The sequence below is a fragment of the Microcoleus sp. PH2017_34_RAT_O_A genome (assembly GCF_020737885.1).
GTDB lineage: Bacteria > Cyanobacteriota > Cyanobacteriia > Cyanobacteriales > Microcoleaceae > Microcoleus.
Genome location: NZ_JAEQDD010000007.1, coordinates 31,985 through 49,375 on the forward strand (window position 1 = coordinate 31,985; position 17,391 = coordinate 49,375).

At 43.8% G+C, this 17,391-nt stretch carries 15 protein-coding genes; 14 read left to right on the forward strand and 1 reads right to left on the reverse strand.

The window, feature by feature from the left end; all coding sequences use genetic code 11:
* The first annotated feature begins 18 nt into the window (after positions 1-18).
* From JGK11_RS04610 to lhgO, 12 genes are all read left to right on the forward strand, one after another.
* Entirely contained in the window at positions 19-750 is a 732-nt protein-coding gene (locus JGK11_RS04610) for a nucleotidyltransferase family protein (RefSeq protein ID WP_293210738.1), read from the forward strand.
* 20 nt (positions 751-770) lie between these two features.
* Entirely contained in the window at positions 771-1,841 is a 1,071-nt protein-coding gene (locus JGK11_RS04615) for a putative sugar O-methyltransferase (RefSeq protein WP_293210741.1), read from the forward strand.
* Complete coding sequence (locus tag JGK11_RS04620; protein ID WP_293210743.1) at positions 1,825-2,442, forward strand: HAD family hydrolase; 618 nt, start codon at positions 1,825-1,827, stop codon at positions 2,440-2,442. Before JGK11_RS04615 ends, JGK11_RS04620 begins: the two co-directional genes overlap by 17 nt.
* Positions 2,426-3,109, forward strand: a complete 684-nt coding sequence (locus tag JGK11_RS04625) for a D-sedoheptulose 7-phosphate isomerase (RefSeq protein ID WP_293210746.1) — start codon at positions 2,426-2,428, stop codon at positions 3,107-3,109. The genes JGK11_RS04620 and JGK11_RS04625 overlap by 17 nt, the downstream gene beginning before the upstream one ends.
* Positions 3,106-3,582, forward strand: coding sequence for an NUDIX domain-containing protein (locus tag JGK11_RS04630; protein ID WP_293210749.1), 477 nt, complete (start codon positions 3,106-3,108; stop codon positions 3,580-3,582). The genes JGK11_RS04625 and JGK11_RS04630 overlap by 4 nt, the downstream gene beginning before the upstream one ends.
* Positions 3,583-3,596: 14 nt before the next feature.
* The gene (locus JGK11_RS04635; RefSeq protein ID WP_293210751.1) at positions 3,597-4,661 is read left to right on the forward strand and encodes a hypothetical protein; all 1,065 of its coding nucleotides are present in this window, start codon (positions 3,597-3,599) and stop codon (positions 4,659-4,661) included.
* A gap of 10 nt (positions 4,662-4,671) precedes the next feature.
* Complete coding sequence (locus JGK11_RS04640) at positions 4,672-5,628, forward strand: GDP-L-fucose synthase (RefSeq protein WP_293210753.1); 957 nt, start codon at positions 4,672-4,674, stop codon at positions 5,626-5,628.
* An 8-nt stretch (positions 5,629-5,636) separates the two neighbouring features.
* Positions 5,637-6,752, forward strand: a complete 1,116-nt coding sequence (locus tag JGK11_RS04645; protein ID WP_293210755.1) for a class I SAM-dependent methyltransferase — start codon at positions 5,637-5,639, stop codon at positions 6,750-6,752.
* 18 nt (positions 6,753-6,770) lie between these two features.
* Complete coding sequence (locus tag JGK11_RS04650; protein WP_293210758.1) at positions 6,771-8,819, forward strand: alpha-ketoacid dehydrogenase subunit alpha/beta; 2,049 nt, start codon at positions 6,771-6,773, stop codon at positions 8,817-8,819.
* A 20-nt stretch (positions 8,820-8,839) separates the two neighbouring features.
* Positions 8,840-10,021 (forward strand): aminotransferase class I/II-fold pyridoxal phosphate-dependent enzyme, encoded by a 1,182-nt coding sequence (locus JGK11_RS04655; protein WP_293210761.1) that lies wholly within the window; start codon positions 8,840-8,842, stop codon positions 10,019-10,021.
* Positions 10,022-10,050: 29 nt separating this feature from the next.
* Positions 10,051-11,565 carry a radical SAM protein gene (locus tag JGK11_RS04660; protein ID WP_293210764.1) on the forward strand — a complete coding sequence of 505 codons (1,515 nt, stop codon included), beginning with the start codon at positions 10,051-10,053 and terminating at the stop codon, positions 11,563-11,565.
* A 334-nt stretch (positions 11,566-11,899) separates the two neighbouring features.
* On the forward strand, positions 11,900-13,120 hold the full coding sequence (gene lhgO / locus JGK11_RS04665) for an L-2-hydroxyglutarate oxidase (RefSeq protein WP_293210767.1): 1,221 nt from the start codon (positions 11,900-11,902) through the stop codon (positions 13,118-13,120).
* A 195-nt stretch (positions 13,121-13,315) separates the two neighbouring features.
* Here lhgO and JGK11_RS04670 read toward each other — a convergent pair whose 3' ends face one another.
* On the reverse strand, positions 13,316-16,105 hold the full coding sequence (locus JGK11_RS04670; RefSeq protein ID WP_293210770.1) for a tetratricopeptide repeat protein: 2,790 nt from the start codon (positions 16,103-16,105) through the stop codon (positions 13,316-13,318).
* 272 nt (positions 16,106-16,377) lie between these two features.
* On the opposite strand from JGK11_RS04670, the gene JGK11_RS32810 reads away from it, so the two are divergent.
* Positions 16,378-16,467, forward strand: coding sequence for a hypothetical protein (locus JGK11_RS32810; protein ID WP_366053405.1), 90 nt, complete (start codon positions 16,378-16,380; stop codon positions 16,465-16,467).
* Positions 16,468-16,516: 49 nt separating this feature from the next.
* Entirely contained in the window at positions 16,517-17,359 is an 843-nt protein-coding gene (locus JGK11_RS04675) for a class I SAM-dependent methyltransferase (protein ID WP_293210773.1), read from the forward strand.
* The last annotated feature ends 32 nt before the right edge of the window (positions 17,360-17,391 follow it).

Here is a 17,391-nt window from a genome sequence, read left to right on the forward strand (position 1 = left end):
TAGGGCGATCGGGAAAACATGGCAGATTTAGGACAGTGTACAGCAGTCATCCTCGCCGGCGGTCTGGGAACTCGGCTGCGGTCAGTAGTAGCCGATCGCCCCAAAGTCATGGCTGAAGTTAGAGGGCAGCCTTTCCTGACATACCTCTTAGAGCATTTGGCACAGGCTGGATTTAAACATACTGTCTTGTGTACGGGCTACTTGGGTGAACAGGTCAAAGCTACATTTGGTGACACCTACAGTAGCCTGCACCTCCAATATTCCCAAGAATTCTCCCCGCTAGGCACAGCAGGTGCTCTGCGATTAGCCCTACCCCTCTTTCAATCCGAGCAAGTGGTGGCTATCAACGGCGATTCTTTTTGCAATGCTAACTTGAGAGACTTTTGGACGTGGTACCGCGATCGAAAAGATGCAAAGGGAGCATTGCTTTTAACTGAAGTACCCGATACCAAGCGATATGGTCGAGTCCAAGTAGACCCTTCAGGACAAGTGCTGAAATTTGAAGAAAAAGGTGGTACCGAAGGTGCAGGCTGGATCAATGCTGGTATATACTTGCTAGAACGCCGTCTGCTATCAACAATTCCTAAAAGCTGTGCTGTATCTTTAGAAACAGAAATGTTTCCCGCATGGATCGGTCAGGGACTTTACGGCTATTGTAGCCAAGGGCGGTTCCTAGACATTGGTACTCCTGAGTCCTATGCTATAGCAGACAATTTTTTATCTGTCCGATCTCCCAAAATGGAAAATTAATAACAAAAGGAATTCTAAGTATGAGCAGCAAGTACAAAATTTTAACAGCGGACGATAAAAAATTCTTGATGAAAAGAAGTAAGATTGCTTCTTTTCATCAAAACGCAATGGTTTCTTCGGAATGGAAAAAATACCTAGAAATAAAGTCCTTAGACGATTTGTCAGTGACTCGCTTAGATAATTTAGCCAATCCTGAATCTGGTTTAACTTATGGGTTTTATGGAAGAACAACTGATGAAAAAATGCCTTTATCTTACAAGATTTATCACGAGAACCCAATTTATCAAAAAATACTGCAAATAGGAGAGCCAGATGTAGGTAATCCTCCCAAACAATTTGAATGCGACAATCAAATAGTTTCGGGGAACTTTTTGCGACAAGTTTATTTTGCCTTTAAATTGCTCGAAAATACGAAGACAGAGCCTCATGTGATACTAGAGTTTGGAGGTGGCTATGGTTTGTTAGCTTATATCTGGAAAAAATTATTTACTAAATCAAAAATAATAATTGTAGACATACCAGAATGCCTGATGTTACAATACAATTTTTTAAGAAAAGCTCTGCCTGAGATGGAAATAGGGTATTTATCAAATGATGACAGCGAAGGAGTGAATTTAGAAAATAATCATCCCGAAGAATATGCAGATATCACGCTAGTGGAATGCAATGCTATAAATAGTTTATCAGTCACCCCAAATGTAGTTTTGGCCCTGGCCAGCTTTCAGGAAATGACGATAGATGTAGTTGACAATTATGTGCAGTGGACTGAACAACAGATCGATCGGGACGGTTATTTATTCATATACAGTTGTCACGGTTTAGATCCTTTGGGATATCAATCACCTGCTGACGTTAAACTAGACGATAGATGGCAAGTGGCAAGCTGCGAACAGTCCACGCTAGTAGACAATAATTATCATCACCTTCAATTAATTTATCAACGTGCAGATAAAGCAGTGATAGTGGAGAGTGACGAATCCAGAATAACACTGTTAAGAAACTACTATCAAGCTTTGAGCGAAAAAAATATCTCAAAAATGCAGCAGTATCAATCATTGATTGTCAGGAAAAAAAATGACGAAAAAGGTTAGTCAATTCCTTGGTTCGGGTGTGGAACAAAAACGCTTTGTTCTGTTAGACCGCGATGGCACAATTATCAAAGAGTGCCACTACCTCTCAGACCCGGAACAGGTTGAACTACTTCCCGGTGCGGCTGAGGGGTTGCGCCTGATGGCAGAAATGGGACTGGATTTAGTCGCAGTCACAAATCAGTCTGCCGTTGGTCGAGGCTTTTTTGACAAAACGCGGTTATTTGAGATTCACCAGCGCTTGCGGGAACTTCTGGAATTAGAAGGTGTCCATTTAAAAGACATTTATTTTTGTCCCCACCTCCCGGCAGATAACTGTCAGTGTCGCAAACCGCGCACAGGTTTAATAGACATGGCTGCGAAAAAATTTGGGTTTAAACCTCAAGATTGTTTTGTAATCGGCGACAAACCCTGCGATATTGAGTTAGGGCAAAGAGTCGGAGCAAGTACGTTGTTGGTGCGAACAGGTTACGGTGCTGAAGTGGCTGCTCAGAAAACAGTTAATCCTGACTTTGTAGTGGACAATTTGTGGGAGGCAGCGCTGGCAATTCAAGGCAAAATAACTTTAAATAAAATGGAAATAGCAAATGCAGTTAGAGTTTGAACTCTTAAATGACAAGACAGTTGCGCATCACGGACACGCAGGGGTTGCGGTGACTTCAGAACAAGTGCGATCGCCCGACGGACACTCAGTAGCAGCACACTTACTCGCCAGTGCCGAAATTAAGCACCAAATTGCCCAGCAATGCTTAGATTCGATTTTAGCAGCCGCTAATTTGATGTCTAACTCACTGGCTAAGGGCGGCAAGCTACTCCTGTGCGGTAACGGCGGTAGTGCAGCGGATTGCCAGCATATGGCTGGGGAACTTGTCAACTGGTTAAACAAAGATTTTCAGCGCCCAGGACTGGCTGCAATTTCACTGACTACAGATAGTTCCATTCTCAGCGCGATCGCCAACGATTCCGGCTTTGAGAGCATATTCGAGCGACAAGTGCAAGCTCTTGGTAAGCCAGAAGATGTCTTAATCGGTATCAGTACCAGTGGCAATTCGCCCAATGTCGTCCGCGCCGTCATCGCAGCCAAAAAAATCAGGATGAAAGCGATCGCACTTACAGGTGACAGCGGTAAACTAGCGGAGATCGCTGATGTCACCATCGCCGTTCCCAGTAACAACACCCAGTACATTCAAGAAGGTCATCTCAGTATTGAACACATTCTGTGCAGCTTAGTTGAGCAGCAGCTATTCAGCGACGGGGGAACTGTTTCGTGAACTCGATCGTAGACAAAATGTACGCTCAGAAAACAGCCGATGCCAATACCCGCGTCAGGGTGGGCGCCGCGGTAATTGTCCGAGACAATCGCGGGTGGATATTGTTAGAAAAACGGAGCGACTGCGGTTGGTGGGGGCTGCCAGGAGGTAGAATCGAACCCGGAGAATCTGTCACAGAAGCTGCTGTGCGAGAAGTGAAAGAGGAAACCGGACTTAATATTAAAATTACGCGGTTATTGGGCGTTTATTCCGAACCCGAGTGTCGCATTGTAACCTTTTTGGATAACGGCGATGTAGTTCATCTAGTCGATATCATAGTAGAGGCAGAAATAATATCCGGCGAACTAGAAATAAGTAGCGAAAGTGAAGCATTACAGTTTTTTGACCCCGCCACTTTGCCACCAGAAATCGTACCACCAGCTCTGACACCGCTTCAAGATTTCATTCAAGGGCTAACAGGAACTATTCGTTAAAAAAAAGACACAGCATGATAATCAGCAGGACACCGTATCGGATTTCTTTTTTTGGTGGTGGCACAGACTACCCAGGCTGGTATCGCCAACACGGAGGCGCTGTCATAGCAGCTTCTATTAACAAATACTGCTATCTAACCTGTCGCTATCTCCCACCATTCTTTGAACATAGAATTCAGGTAATATGGTCAAAAGTTGAATTACGTCAAACTATTGACGAAATCGATCATCCAGCAGTTCAAGCAGTTCTCAACTATTTGAAAATAGATCGCGGGATTTCAATTCTTCATGATGGCGATTTGCCAGCTCGTAGTGGGATGGGGTCAAGTTCCGCATTTACTGTAGGACTTTTAAACGCATTGTATGCTCTGCAAGGTCAAATGCCCAGCAAGCAACAGCTAGCCAAAGAAAGCATTCACGTGGAGCAGGAAATATTAAAAGAAACAGTAGGCTCTCAAGATCAAGTGCTGGCTGCCTATGGCGGTCTAAATCACGTTACGTTTCTACAAAACGGTGAAATTTCCGTTAGGCCCATGACCCTCAGTCCCGATCGCATCACGGAACTCAACTCTCATCTGATGCTTTTTTACACTGGGATCAAACGTACGGCTTCCGATATTGCCGATAGTTATGTCACGGACATAGATGATAAAAGGCGGCAGTTAAGGATTATGAAAGATTTAGTCGAAGAGAGTATTGCGGTTTTAAACAGCGATCGCGACTTAACGAGCTTTGGAGAACTGCTCCACGAAGCTTGGCAAACAAAACGCTCCTTGAGCAACAAAGTTTCCAATCCTCACGTAGATGAGCTTTACGAAATGGCTCGCTCTGCTGGTGCTGTCGGCGGTAAGTTGACAGGAGCAGGGGGTGGTGGCTTCCTGTTGCTGTTCGTCCCTCCAGAACGCCAACCAGAAGTCCGAGAGAAGCTCAATAAGCTGCTTCACGTACCATTCAAATTTGAATTTTCTGGAAGTCAAATTATCTTTTTCGAGCCCCAAGAAGATTACTCAGCCTTAGAGAAGCTTCGCACCAACCAGCAACTAGAGGCTTTTCGAGAATTAACCCAAACTTCCCCCTAGGAGAGACGCCGTGGACAAAAATGCAAAAATCTACGTGGCAGGGGGTGAAACTCTCATCGGAGCAGCCTTGTTACGTCAACTAGAACGCCAAGGCTACAGTAACTTGATCGGCATTCCCCCAAAAGAGCCGAATTTTGCCGATCGCGAACAGGTGAGCGACTTTTTCGCTCTGCACAAGCCAGAATATGTGTTTCTAGCAGCAGGAAAATCGGGAGGCATTAGCGCTAACCAGAAGTATCCTGCTGAATTGATGCTTGACAATTTGCTAGTTATATGCAATGTCATCGACAGTGCCTATCACAGCGGAGTCAAAAAACTGCTCTATCTAGCTTCTTCTTGTAGCTACCCGAAACACAGCCCGCAGCCAATGCAGGTAGAGTCCCTAATGACAGATACTTTGGAACCGACAAATGAAGCTTACGCAGTGGCAAAAATTGCAGGCATTAAGTTATGTCAGGCCTATTGCCAGCAGTATGGCGCAAATTTCATTAGCGGGATACCAGCTAATGCCTTTGGCATCGGGGATGATTTCAGTTTAGAGGAATCCCACGTCATACCGGCACTAATCCGCAAAATGCACGAGGCAAAAACTGCCAGTGCAGAATTTGTAGAGATTTGGGGAACCGGCACTCCTCGGCGAGAGTTTATTTTTGCAGATGACTTAGCAAACGCCTGTATTTTTATCGCGGACAAATACGATGAACCGACACCGATTAATATTGGTGGGGGGCTAGATTTGTCAATTAAGGAACTTGCAGAGTTGATTAAAGACGCGATCGGCTACCGAGGACAACTACGTTTCGACGCTAGTAAGCCCGATGGAATGCCACTGAAAGCGCTTGATTCAAGTAAACTAAAATCGATGGGCTGGCAGCCACAGATTTCATTTCGGGCGGCTGTAGAGGCAACTTACGAGTGGTTTCTGATAAATTCCCAAGCTAATGTTTTAGCTGGACATAGAGGTTAAACAATAAGATGATCGCAGGAATTGACCAAATAAAATTGCAGTTAGCTGGATTTTCCCAACTTTGGGACACAGAGCAGGACACCCTTGCCGAGCGGGGCGCTTTAGTGCCAGACAATGGAGTAATTGTTGAAATTGGAACCGCTCAGGGCGGTTCTGCTACTATCTTTCAGGCAGTTGCCGGTTGCAGGGGAGCAAAAATTTACTCCTACGACATCGCACCCTCAGCAGAAGCCTACGAACGCCTGAAAAATACAAATGTCACTATATTTGCCAAATCCTCTGTCGAAGGTGCCAAGGCGTGGGAAGAAACAGTCAATCAGCCAGTAGACTTGCTGTTTATAGATGGCAGCCACGCTCTCCAGCACGTTTTTGAAGACTTCAATGCGTGGATAGGATTTCTCAAACCAGGGGGGCAGGTTTTATTCCATGATTTTGACTCGATTGAGCGCGGTGGGCTGATACATTTCGGCGTACAAGTTATGGCGAAAACGCTCCTGCGGCTGAATATTCTGGAGCAACCAGTTCACAAAGATAGAATCCTGTACGGGAAAATTAGTCATCCTGAAAAAGTACGACTTGAAGCGAAAGACTGCTATCAAACTTTTCGTGAAATGGGCAAAGAATTTGTCGAGCTTCGTGATGCTGACTACAGTGGATGGCTGGCAGTTGGAGGCGAACAATTCGGTAAATTGCTCAGTGGCTGTCTGAAAATGAACGGGAGTGATTTGCAGCAATCCCCGCAACAGCTACCCCTCGGAAGTCGCTATCTGGTATTTTCTCGACCTTTGGCACCGGCTCTGGATATTTTGCGATCGCGCGGCATCCCCACAGAGGCGATCGTGGCAATAGACAACTGTCAAGCTTGCTACCTAGTAGGCAGCGCCCTCCAAAACAATCGCAATCACTTGTTAGCTATTACGTCATCTCGTAAAGAGGTGTTTCGCTGGGAAGAGATATTGTTCATGTTCGATCATGCCTTTGGGGAATCGCAGTTTCCCGATCGCACAAACGATTTTGCTGACGAATCGGACATAGTTCGGCTGTCACAATTAGTCGCAAGAGAACAGATATGCCTAACATTCCTGGCTCGTATCCTGGCAACATTTGTAGACTGGAATCCTTAACCCGCACTGTCAGAAAGCATGGATCAATTAATGTACGAAAAATTTTACCGTTCTCTATACCGCATCCGCCGAGTAGAAGAAGAAATTGCCAGGGTTTACCCGACTGACAAAATTAAAAGTCCAGTACACCTTTCTATCGGTCAGGAAGCCGTGGCTGTAGGAGTTTGTGAGGCACTGCGGCCGGATGATGTTGTTTTCGGCACCTACAGAAGTCACGCCGCCTATCTAGCAAAAGGCGGGGATTTAAAGCAAATGATTGCCGAATTGTACGGCAAAGCTACAGGGAGCGGTAAGGGAAAAGGCGGCTCCATGCACTTGATCGATCTGAGTGCTAACGTGATGGGTTCGTCAGCAGTGGTGGGAACAACGATCGCCAATGCTGTGGGATATGCTTTAACTTTAAAAAATCAGCCCCAAGACGCGATTACAGTTAGTTTCTTCGGAGACGGCGCTGTAGATGAAGGGGTTTTCTCGGAAAGCCTAAACTTTGCAGCCCTCAAAGCTGTACCCTTAATTTTTGTCTGTGAGAATAATGGCTATGCAATCCATACGCACCAGCGGCTCCGCCAACGGCTCGATAATATTTGCGATCGCGCCCGCACCTTTGGCATCCCGGCAGAACGGATTGAAAATAACGATATTTTCAACATCTACGAACAAGTTAGCGCGGCGGCTAAAGCGTTAAGAAACGGTGAAAGCGGCCCATTTTTCTTTGAGTGCATGACCTACCGCTGGAAAGAGCACGTCGGCCCCAATGAAGATTTTCACTTAGGCTATCGGACAAAAGAAGAAGCGCAACCTTGGATAGAGAACGACCAAGTAGATCGCTTAGCGGTCTTAGTAGAACCTGAAGCACGCCAGCAAATCGAAACAGAAGTCGAGGCAGAAATTAAAGCAGCTTTTGAGTTTGCCGAAGCTAGTCCTTTTCCAGACGCGACTGAATTATTTACTGATGTATTTAAAGCAGGGAATGCTATATCACAACATCAACCAGTATCCTTTGCTGAAGCTAAATCCCCAGCAATCGATCGCACTCTTACGTATGTAGACGCAGTGCGCGAAGCTACTGACATGGAAATGGAGCGGGATGCTTCTGTAATTATATTCGGATTAGATGTAGACGACCCGAAAGCCATTCAAGGTACGACTAAAGGCTTGCTGGATAAATACGGTTCCGAACGAGTGTTCGGTACTCCCCTGTCAGAAGATGCCATGACTGGGGCGGCAATTGGGATGGCGCTGGCCGGACAGCGGCCGATTCACGTCCACATCCGTATGGATTTCTTGATGCTGGCGATGAACCAGTTGATTAACGTAGCTGCTAAAAGCCACTATATGTACGGCGGACAAGTATCTATGCCGCTGGTAGTGCGATCGATGATTGGGAAAAGTTGGGGACAAGGCGCACAGCATTCTCAAGGTTTGTACTCGTTTTTCATGAACATTCCCGGTTTGAAAGTAGTGGCCCCGACAACTCCCTATGATGCCAAAGGCTGTTTAATTGCCGCAATCCGCGATGAAAACCCGGTGATGTATGTCGAACACCGCATCTTGCACTTTCAAAAAGGCCCTGTGCCAGAGTCAGCCTATACTGTACTTCCCGGCAAGGCGCGAGTCACGGCGATCGGCGAAGATATTACTTTAGTTGGCATTTCCTATATGCAGGTAGAATGCCTGCGGGCAAGGCGCTATCTGGAAGCAGCGGGGATTAGCGCCGAGGTTATCGATCCCATTTGGTTAAGTCCCCTAGACATTGATACCATTGCCGAGTCAGTGCGTAAAACCGGCCGACTGTGTGTAGCAGATAACGGCTGGACGACTTGCGGTGCTAGTGCTGAAATTATTGCTCAAGTGACGGAACGCTTGCAAGGTTCGCGCGATATCCGCGTTCGACGCTTAGGTTTTGCGCCTGTTACTTGCCCCACTGCTCCCAATTTGGAAGCAGATTTCTATCCTAACGGGCGCACGATCGCTGCTGCTGCTTACGAGTTGGTAAAAGGCAAAAATGGCTGGCTACCAGAGGAACGCGAAGACTTGAAAGATATTGAATTTAAGGGGCCTTTTTAACAATGCAGAAAACACCAACTATGTCTGACAAAAATCTGAAAATGCCTTTGATGCAAAACAACATCACAAGGGGAGATTTGGATGCAGCGATCGCATTTCTTCAACAAGATGACCCGATTCTGACCCAATCTAAGCAAGTGCGAGCCTTTGAGCAAGAATGGTCGGAATGGCTCGGAGTCAAGTACAGTGTTTTTGTCAATTCAGGCTCCTCAGCTAACCAGGTGACGATGTGTGCTCTGCGAGAGACTTACGGTGTAGGGGAAGTCATTGTACCGACACTGACGTGGGTATCCGATATCGCCTCAGTAATTCAAGCGGGTTTAAAACCCGTATTTGTTGATATTAATCCCCGCACATTAGGGATGGATATTGACCAGGTAATTGAGAAAATTACCCCGCAGACGAAAGCTGTATTTTCAACCCACGTACTCGGTTACAATGCCCTGGATCAGCGTCTGCTCGATGAGTTGGATTCCCGGAACATTCCGTTGATTGAAGATGTTTGCGAGTCCCACGGGGCAACTTTTCACGGGCGGAAATTGGGAACGTTTGGGCTAATGTCTAATTTCTCCTTTTACTACGCTCATCACATGAGCACGATCGAAGGAGGCATGATTTGTACCAATGACAGCAACTTGTACGAAATGCTGCGGATGTTTCGCTCTCATGGCATGGTACGAGAGTCAACTTCTGATGAGTTGAAGCAATCTTATTACGATCGGCATCCTGACCTCAACCCGGACTTTATTTTTGCTTTTCCTGCCTACAATGTCAGGAGTACAGAAATTAATGCCGTGATTGGGCGATCGCAACTCAAGCGACTGGATGACAACAATAAAATTAGAACTGAGAACCTGTTAGTGTTCCTGCAAAACTTAGACCCTGACAAGTACCAGACTGATTTTGAAACCGAAGGTAGTTGCAATTACGCTTTTACGCTGATATTGAAACAGCCAGACACAGCGCTGCGCGACAAGGTGATGCAGGCACTTCGCGAACACGGCGTTGAGTTTCGCAGGGGAACGTCCGGGGGAGGAAATCAGTTGCGCCAGCCTTATTTGAAAAAGATTTTGGGTGAGGCTGATTTGACTGACTTTACTAAAGTAGATCACGTCCATTTTTACGGCTTTTACATTGGTAATTATCCCGGATTGGAAAAAGAGAAAATTCTGGAATTGTGTTCTCTTTTAAACAAACAGTAGTTTTAGTAAAGCAAAAATTGGAGGAAATAATGAATAGTGAAAATAAGTTAGATTTGGTACTCGTCAACCCTGGAAATAGAGCCAAAATCTACCAATCTCTCAGCTCTACCTTGGCTGCCGTAGAACCCCCTGTTTGGGCTGGTTTAATGGCGACTTTTGTTCGGAATCACGGCTTTTCTGTTAAGATTATCGATGCTACTGCCGAAGAGTTAAGTCCGCAGGAAACGGCAGAAAAAATTGCTGATTTAAATCCAGTTTTGACGGCTGTAGTTGTATATGGTCAGCAACCCTCAGCATCTACTCAAGTAATGCCGGGAGCGAGTGCAGTTTGTACTGCAATTAAGCAAGTTTCACCAAATTTAAAGGTGCTTTTAGTAGGTGGTCACGTCGCTGCTTTGCCAGAGCGATCGCTCCGAGAAGAAGAAGCTAATTTTGTAGCAGCCGGAGAAGGGCTTTATACAATGCTGGAGCTACTAGCAGCCTTAAAATCAGACGCACCAGATTACAGCAAAGTGCGCGGTTTGTTGTATTGGGAAGGCAAGGAAGTTAAAGCAAATCCTCCCGCACCGCTGCTGATGGATGTAGAAGAAAAAATGCCCGGAATTGCCTGGGATTTGCTACCTATGGAGAAGTATCGGGCGCACAATTGGCACTGTTTTGATGGTCTTGTACGGGAGCCTTATGCAGCTATTTATACAACTTTGGGCTGTCCTTTCCATTGTAGTTTCTGCTGTATTCAAGCACCGTTTAAGACGGGCGAGAAAGAGTTGGGATATAGGGATATTACAAATAGCTATCGCTTCTGGAGTCCAGAACACGTAATTTCCCAAATTGACCTACTCGTAAATAAATACGGTGTGCGGAATATCAAGTTTGCAGATGAAATGTTTGTACTCAATCCTAAGCACGTTTTGGGTATCTGCGATTTGATTATTGAGCGAGGTTACGATCTGAATATCTGGGCTTATGCACGCGTGGATACTGTCAGGGATGAAATGCTGGATAAGCTGAAGCGCGCTGGTTTTAATTGGCTGGCTTTTGGGATTGAAGCTGCGAGCGATCGCGTGCGAGATAATGTACAGAAAGGTGTTAGTCAAGAGGATATTTACAGAACGATTAAAAAAGTCAGGGATGCTGGTATCAATGTAATTGGCAATTACATTTTTGGCTTGCCAGAAGATGATTTAGAGACGATGCAAGAAACCCTTGATTTAGCTCTCGCTCTCAACTGCGAGTTTGCTAATTTTTACTCCACAATGGCTTATCCGGGTTCCCAATTGTACGAGATGGCTCTCAAGGAAGGCTGGCAGTTGCCGGATACTTGGAGTGGCTATTCTCAACACTCTGTAGATACGTTGCCGTTACCTACTAAGTATTTGCCTGCTTCTGAGGTTTTGCGCTTCCGCGATCGGGCTTTCCAGGTTTATTTTAATAGTCCGAAGTATCTGGAGATGATTACTCAGAAGTTTGGTTCTGAAACAGCAGCACATATTCGGGAAATGGCTTCTCATCAATTAGAGAGAAAACTGTTAGTTGCGGTTTAGATGAGTTGCTAAGGAATGGAAATTAAATAACTTAAGTGACTTGCTTGTTACCAGGCAAAGCCTGGTAACGCATATCCGGAGGCTCTGCCTCCTTTCACGAACCAGCTTATAATAGAAAAGACTGTAGAAGCTGTTTAAGTTATTAAATTTTCGTTCCTAAATTACCTCATCTTCTTTGGGAGATGAGGTACTTCAATTGCTCTAGAATTTACTGAGGTAATAATTATCTAACACCATGACAAGTAAATTAATGCTAAAACTTGTATTCTCCTAGGCGAATTGTTCTCATGTAACGACAGATTTTAAGCTGTCTATATTTTCACTAATTATTGTTATGATATCTACTGAGTTTCCTAGTACCGATCGAACCTATGATTTCGCCGTGATTGGTGGCGGCATTGTGGGATTATCTACAGCAATGGCTTTAGGTCATCGTTATCCCGATGCCCGAATTTTAGTGATAGAAAAAGAGTCGAGTTGGGCTGCACACCAAACCGGAAATAATAGTGGTGTAATTCACTCGGGCATTTACTACAAACCTGGTAGTTTAAAAGCAAATTTGTGCCGGGATGGAAATCATTTGCTGATTGAATTTTGTCAAAAGCATGGGATTGACTATGAAATCTGCGGCAAGTTAATAGTAGCAACAAATTCGGAAGAATTGCCTCTGTTAGAAAACCTTTACCAGCGCGGCTTAGCTAATGGGTTGAAGGTTGAGAAAGTGAATGCTGAACAAGTTAAGGAAATTGAGCCTCATGTTAGTTGTATAGCAGCTATCCGGGTTCCCAGTACAGGAATTATTAACTACAGGCAAGTTTGTCAAAAGTATGCTGAATTAGTTGCTTCTCAGGGAGGTGAACTTCGCCTATCTACTAAAGTTATGAGAATTACCCCTACTTTGGAGGGTGTGGCGATCGCCACAAATCAAGGTTCTTTTCAGGCTAAGTTTATTGTTAATTGTGCTGGATTGTTTAGCGATCGCGTCGCCAAACTCGCTCATGTCGATCCTGAAGTTCAGATTGTACCTTTCCGAGGAGAGTATTATGAATTAGTCCCAGAAAAACGTTATCTAGTCAAGCAGTTAATTTATCCTGTACCCAATCCCAATTTTCCGTTTTTGGGGGTTCACTTTACCCGGATGATTGATGGGAGTATTCATGCAGGGCCCAATGCTGTCCTCAGTCTCAAGCGAGAAGGCTATCAGAAAACAGACATCAATCTGCGCGACTTGGTTGAAACTTTCACTTACCCTGGTTTCTGGAAACTAGCGGCCAAATATTGGAGTATGGGGATGGAGGAAATGGTGCGATCCTTTAGTAAAGCTGCTTTTGTCAGGAGTCTGCAAAAGTTGATTCCGGAAGTGCAAGCCGAAGATTTGGTTCCTACTCATGCAGGCGTTAGAGCCCAAGCCTTGACAAAGGAGGGTGGCTTAGTGGATGATTTTTTGTTAGTTAGAGGGGAGAAAGCAATTCATGTTTGTAATGCTCCTTCGCCTGCAGCCACTGCTTCTTTAGCGATTGGGGAGGCGATCGCCCAGCAAATCTCGCAAGGGTAGTAATTCTTACTCACAATCCGAGGAAGAATTAGTGCGCTAAAACTATGATTTAACTCAATCTTGGCAAGGAATACCCCAAACCTGTAGCTACAGCGTTAGCCTCAGTCAAAATAACAATTTTTAGCTTTTGTTTGCATAAGTGATTAAATTACCTAATCTTGTTTGTGAAAAGCGGGTTAATTCAATTAAATGAGTCTATTGATTAGACCCGCTTACTCTTTCCTGCTGTAACTGGTTAATGATTTTAATAACTTCATCGTAAATTGCTTTCCAATCACATTCATAGTTCCGCGTAAAACAGATAGATTGATCTCCTTCTACAATGTATTTCTTGAGAATGTTGATTGCTGACACACCATTTTCTCGGGGAGTTAAGCAAATCGAACCTTCCGGAAACCAGCCTGTATTTGAATGAAATACACCTGTTTTATTAGCGATAGTTGTGAAGATAGAACCAGCCCCTATCGGTGCTATAAATAAATCTATAGCATGAACCCAAGCTAAAGTTTCATGAATCAAGCATTCAACACCATTGTATGTATTGATATTTGAGGAGATATTATTTAATATTTTTTCCACGTTAGGTTTTTCTCTAGGATGTCCATCGAAAATTATTCCTAAATTTGGGTAATCTTTGTAGAGTTCATTTATAATGTTGGTAATTCCTTCTACTTCGGATAGCCATCTTCTATGATGACTGCGAAGTGTAATCCACAAAAGAGGGAAGTGTTTTTTCGATTCTTCTATTGTACGCAAAAAGCTGGGAGTCGATTTGAGTCGGGCATAGTCATGTAGCCTATTAGCCAATTTCTCTTGAATACAAGGAGAAGTTATATTAAATGCCATCCAATTATTTTTCAATATAGCCTTAAAAAGAGTATCTTTATCGTTTTCTTGTATAGGTACAAGAGTTTTGTTTATGTTATTGGATATTAATTCGGGGAAATAATCATTGATATCTATGAAACTATTATCGGCAACAGCAACTCCCTTTAATTGATGGTATTCACCACTCTCACATAAATCTTGAAGCCCTGAGAGGTCATTCCAAAAATAGTGACCTACGTTGTAAATGAAACCAGACAGACCAACTACTTCTTTGGGTTCATTGTTGGATACATAATACTTAAAGTCTTGCCAGTTAGCAACTATTTTACTTTTTAAATCATCTATACAAACTTTTAAGTTGACAGGATAGTTCCGGAATTTGACGGCTAATTGTCTTTGTGGTAAATAAATACCTAACTTAATTTGAGGATGGCAGCTAGCCATGATTAAGTAGAATATTTCGCTACCTACGAATCTATAAATAGCTATCTGACAACCAAAATGGATACCAGGCGAGCAAAGATAAAGTGATTGATTTGACCTAAGTATTCTACCAGATATAGGGCAAACAGAATAAATGTAACCTGTTCTTAAGATACTTTGCTGAAAATTAGCAAATCCTAATGAGGCAAGGTGAATTTCATGGTCATCACTAAAATTTTTAATATAAATTTCTTCCAGGATGAGATTGTCCTGTTCCATTAATTTAAAATTTGACTGCGCATAACCAAAAGATTCCAAAGCTTGAGTATCTGCTTCAGTTAATGAGTAGAGGTTGATAATTGTAGGATCGCTATTTTGAGTGAAATATGTATAAGCCGTCGGCCACTGAATTTCTGTTTTGCAATAAGGACTCATCTCATCCATTGGTCCGAATTGATTTAATCCCTTCCATATATACTCGCAAACTTCACCAGTGCTAGGCTGTCTCTGCGGCGTTCTATGAAAAAAAACTAAAGCCTCGTCTATCAAACCTTGCTCAGCCAATTTTATACTCAATTGATGGTAAGCACCCGCATGGCTGGGATTGCGGTTAAACACTCGATCGTAGCAAGCAATCACCTCATCAAGTAAACCTTTCTGAACTAAGAGTGTGGCTAAATTAGAGCCAGCATCTGCTTGTTCTGGTTGAATCTCTAAAGATTTTTGGTAGCATTTGAGCGATTCATCTAGGCGGTGTTGTTGGAGGAAAAGCATTCCCAAATTCAAGTATTCTGGTGCAGTTGGCTTCTGAAGCAGAATCTGGTGAAAAGCTACGATCGCCTCTTCTAGTTTCCCTTGCTGTGCTAGCTGTTCCCCCGCCCAGCGATAGGAGGCGATCGCTTTTTCTATCTCACCACATTGTGTCTGTGCTTCACCTAGTAGATAGTAAGCTCCTGCCAAATCTGGGGAAAGTTCAATCACACGCTGGTAAGCGACAATCGCCTCCTCCCACTTTTCTTCGCCAGCGAGAAGAGATCCCAACTCGTGATAAGCTTGACATAAGCTTGGGTTTAGAGCAACTGCTCGACGATAAGCCACGATCGCTTCCTCAATCTGTTCCTGTCTCACAAAAGCTTGGGCCAACTGCAACCAGGTTTCTGAGCGATCGGGTTGAACCTGCAAAAGATTCTGATAGGCTTCCAGGTTGTCGGGATTGAGTGCTATAGTGTGACGGTACAAGGCAATAGCCTCTGTTAAATCCGACTGAGTTCGTTGTTGCAGTGCATTTGCCAAGGCATGATGAACCCAATCAGCATCAGGATTAAGTTCACTTGCACGACGGTAAGCTGCGATCGCCTCATGGAGTTGACCGAGTTTTGCTAAGCTCTTAGCTAACCCCACGTAAGTCCCATAATGTTCGGGATTTAGTTCAACTCCTTTGCGGAATGCCTCGGTGGCTTCTTCCCACTTTTGCTGTTGAGCTAACGCATCTCCCAAGTGGTGATAACTCCACGAAAAATCCGGTTTGAGTTTTATTGCATGGCGGTAGGCGGTGACGGCTTCATCCAATCGACCCAATTTTGCTAAGGCTTCGCCCATGTGGTGATGTGCCCAGGAATCGCTGCTATTGAGTTCTAGTACCTGACGGTAAAAGGCGATCACTCCCTCGAAGTTTCCTTCTGTGAAGAGTTGCTGACCTTGATTAAGTTCTATTACGGTCGTTTCTGGGTTCATTGGGGAAATTGCTTGTACTGGTGTCTTTCTTAAGCACGATCGCTATAGTAGCCTATAATAATTAGGAATGGCGCAGCAAGTCGTCGGAATCTTTCTAAATTGCTGATTAACTTAGATCCCTTTGCTCCGAGGCGATCGCCCGCGTGCAAAAAGCCATGAGCCTTGACTCTGAAAATTTTCCGTGTTATGGCAATTTAATTAAGGTAAGGTATTGTTAAAAGCGGGTTCTGAGGAACTGTTACCTTCCGGCTCTGGAGTTAGTGGAAGCCGAGGTGTATTATGATTTGGGGGAATCCTTATCGAAAATGAACCGTCTTGAAGAAGCGATTTCCTTTGTTCGTCAAGCGTTGGCATATAATTAATTATTCACAATAACTAGTTGGAAAAAAAATATATCTGTAAATAGAGAGTATGAATAAAAAAACACTACAAACTATTAAAAATGATTTAGAAAGATCGCAAACTAGGCTCAACAAAATGAAAGAGGAACTAGGGCAATTGTCGCCTGCGCCCATGCAAAAAACGATCGACATCGATCGGGCTATAACAATATCTATCGCAGAAAATAATTCATCTAATCAATTACTGTTGTACAACAATGAATTTCCCGCACATAACCATAGAGATAGTGTGGGAGGGATGTGGGATGAAATAGGTAAATTACAGTTGAATTTTATGGTAGATAGGGGATTAAAACCTGATATGAAACTTATTGATATAGGATGTGGATGTTTGAGGGCTGGGGTTCACTTCATTAGTTATCTAAATGATGGTAACTACTATGGCATAGACATGAGTTCTGCTCTGATAAATGCTGGATATCAAAAAGAATTAGATGTGAGCGGCAGAAAAAAAACGCCTAAAAATAATTTTTTAGTTAATTCTCACTTTGAATCATATAGGTTCGGAGTAGAATTTGACTTCGCTGTAGCACAATCAGTGTTCACTCATCTTCCTCTTAATCAGATTCGACGGTGCTTATTTGAACTAGCTAAGTGTGTTAAAGAAGGAGGTCACTTTTATGCTACGTTTTTTGAGTGTTCGCCCGAGTTACTCTATACTTTTATAACACAGCAACCCGGAGAAATAATCACCTCTATGGATTCCGATCCATATCACTATCAATTACAAGACTTTTTATGGTGCATTGAAGGGCTGCCCTGGGAAATAAGTTATATAGGCGATTGGCAGCATCCAAGAGGTCAAAAAATGCTATGTTTTACTAAAATAATTGTCAGAGGAGATAGCAGATAGTAAAATAAGTTACACTTCAGGCCAACAAAATC

Excerpts from the sequence above, each read along its gene's own strand:
- JGK11_RS04610 (WP_293210738.1), top strand. The coding sequence starts at position 19 with ATGGCAGATTTAGGACAGTGTACAGCAGTCATCCTCGCCGGCGGTCTG.
- JGK11_RS04650 (WP_293210758.1), top strand. The coding sequence starts at position 6,771 with ATGGATCAATTAATGTACGAAAAATTTTACCGTTCTCTATACCGCATC.
- JGK11_RS04660 (WP_293210764.1), top strand. The coding sequence starts at position 10,051 with ATGAATAGTGAAAATAAGTTAGATTTGGTACTCGTCAACCCTGGAAAT.
- lhgO (WP_293210767.1), top strand. The coding sequence starts at position 11,900 with ATGATATCTACTGAGTTTCCTAGTACCGATCGAACCTATGATTTCGCC.
- JGK11_RS04620 (WP_293210743.1), top strand. The coding sequence starts at position 1,825 with ATGACGAAAAAGGTTAGTCAATTCCTTGGTTCGGGTGTGGAACAAAAA.
- JGK11_RS04670 (WP_293210770.1), bottom strand. The coding sequence starts at position 16,105 with ATGAACCCAGAAACGACCGTAATAGAACTTAATCAAGGTCAGCAACTC.
- JGK11_RS04645 (WP_293210755.1), top strand. The coding sequence starts at position 5,637 with ATGATCGCAGGAATTGACCAAATAAAATTGCAGTTAGCTGGATTTTCC.
- JGK11_RS04615 (WP_293210741.1), top strand. The coding sequence starts at position 771 with ATGAGCAGCAAGTACAAAATTTTAACAGCGGACGATAAAAAATTCTTG.
- JGK11_RS04675 (WP_293210773.1), top strand. The coding sequence starts at position 16,517 with ATGAATAAAAAAACACTACAAACTATTAAAAATGATTTAGAAAGATCG.
- JGK11_RS04655 (WP_293210761.1), top strand. The coding sequence starts at position 8,840 with ATGTCTGACAAAAATCTGAAAATGCCTTTGATGCAAAACAACATCACA.
- JGK11_RS04625 (WP_293210746.1), top strand. The coding sequence starts at position 2,426 with ATGCAGTTAGAGTTTGAACTCTTAAATGACAAGACAGTTGCGCATCAC.
- JGK11_RS04635 (WP_293210751.1), top strand. The coding sequence starts at position 3,597 with ATGATAATCAGCAGGACACCGTATCGGATTTCTTTTTTTGGTGGTGGC.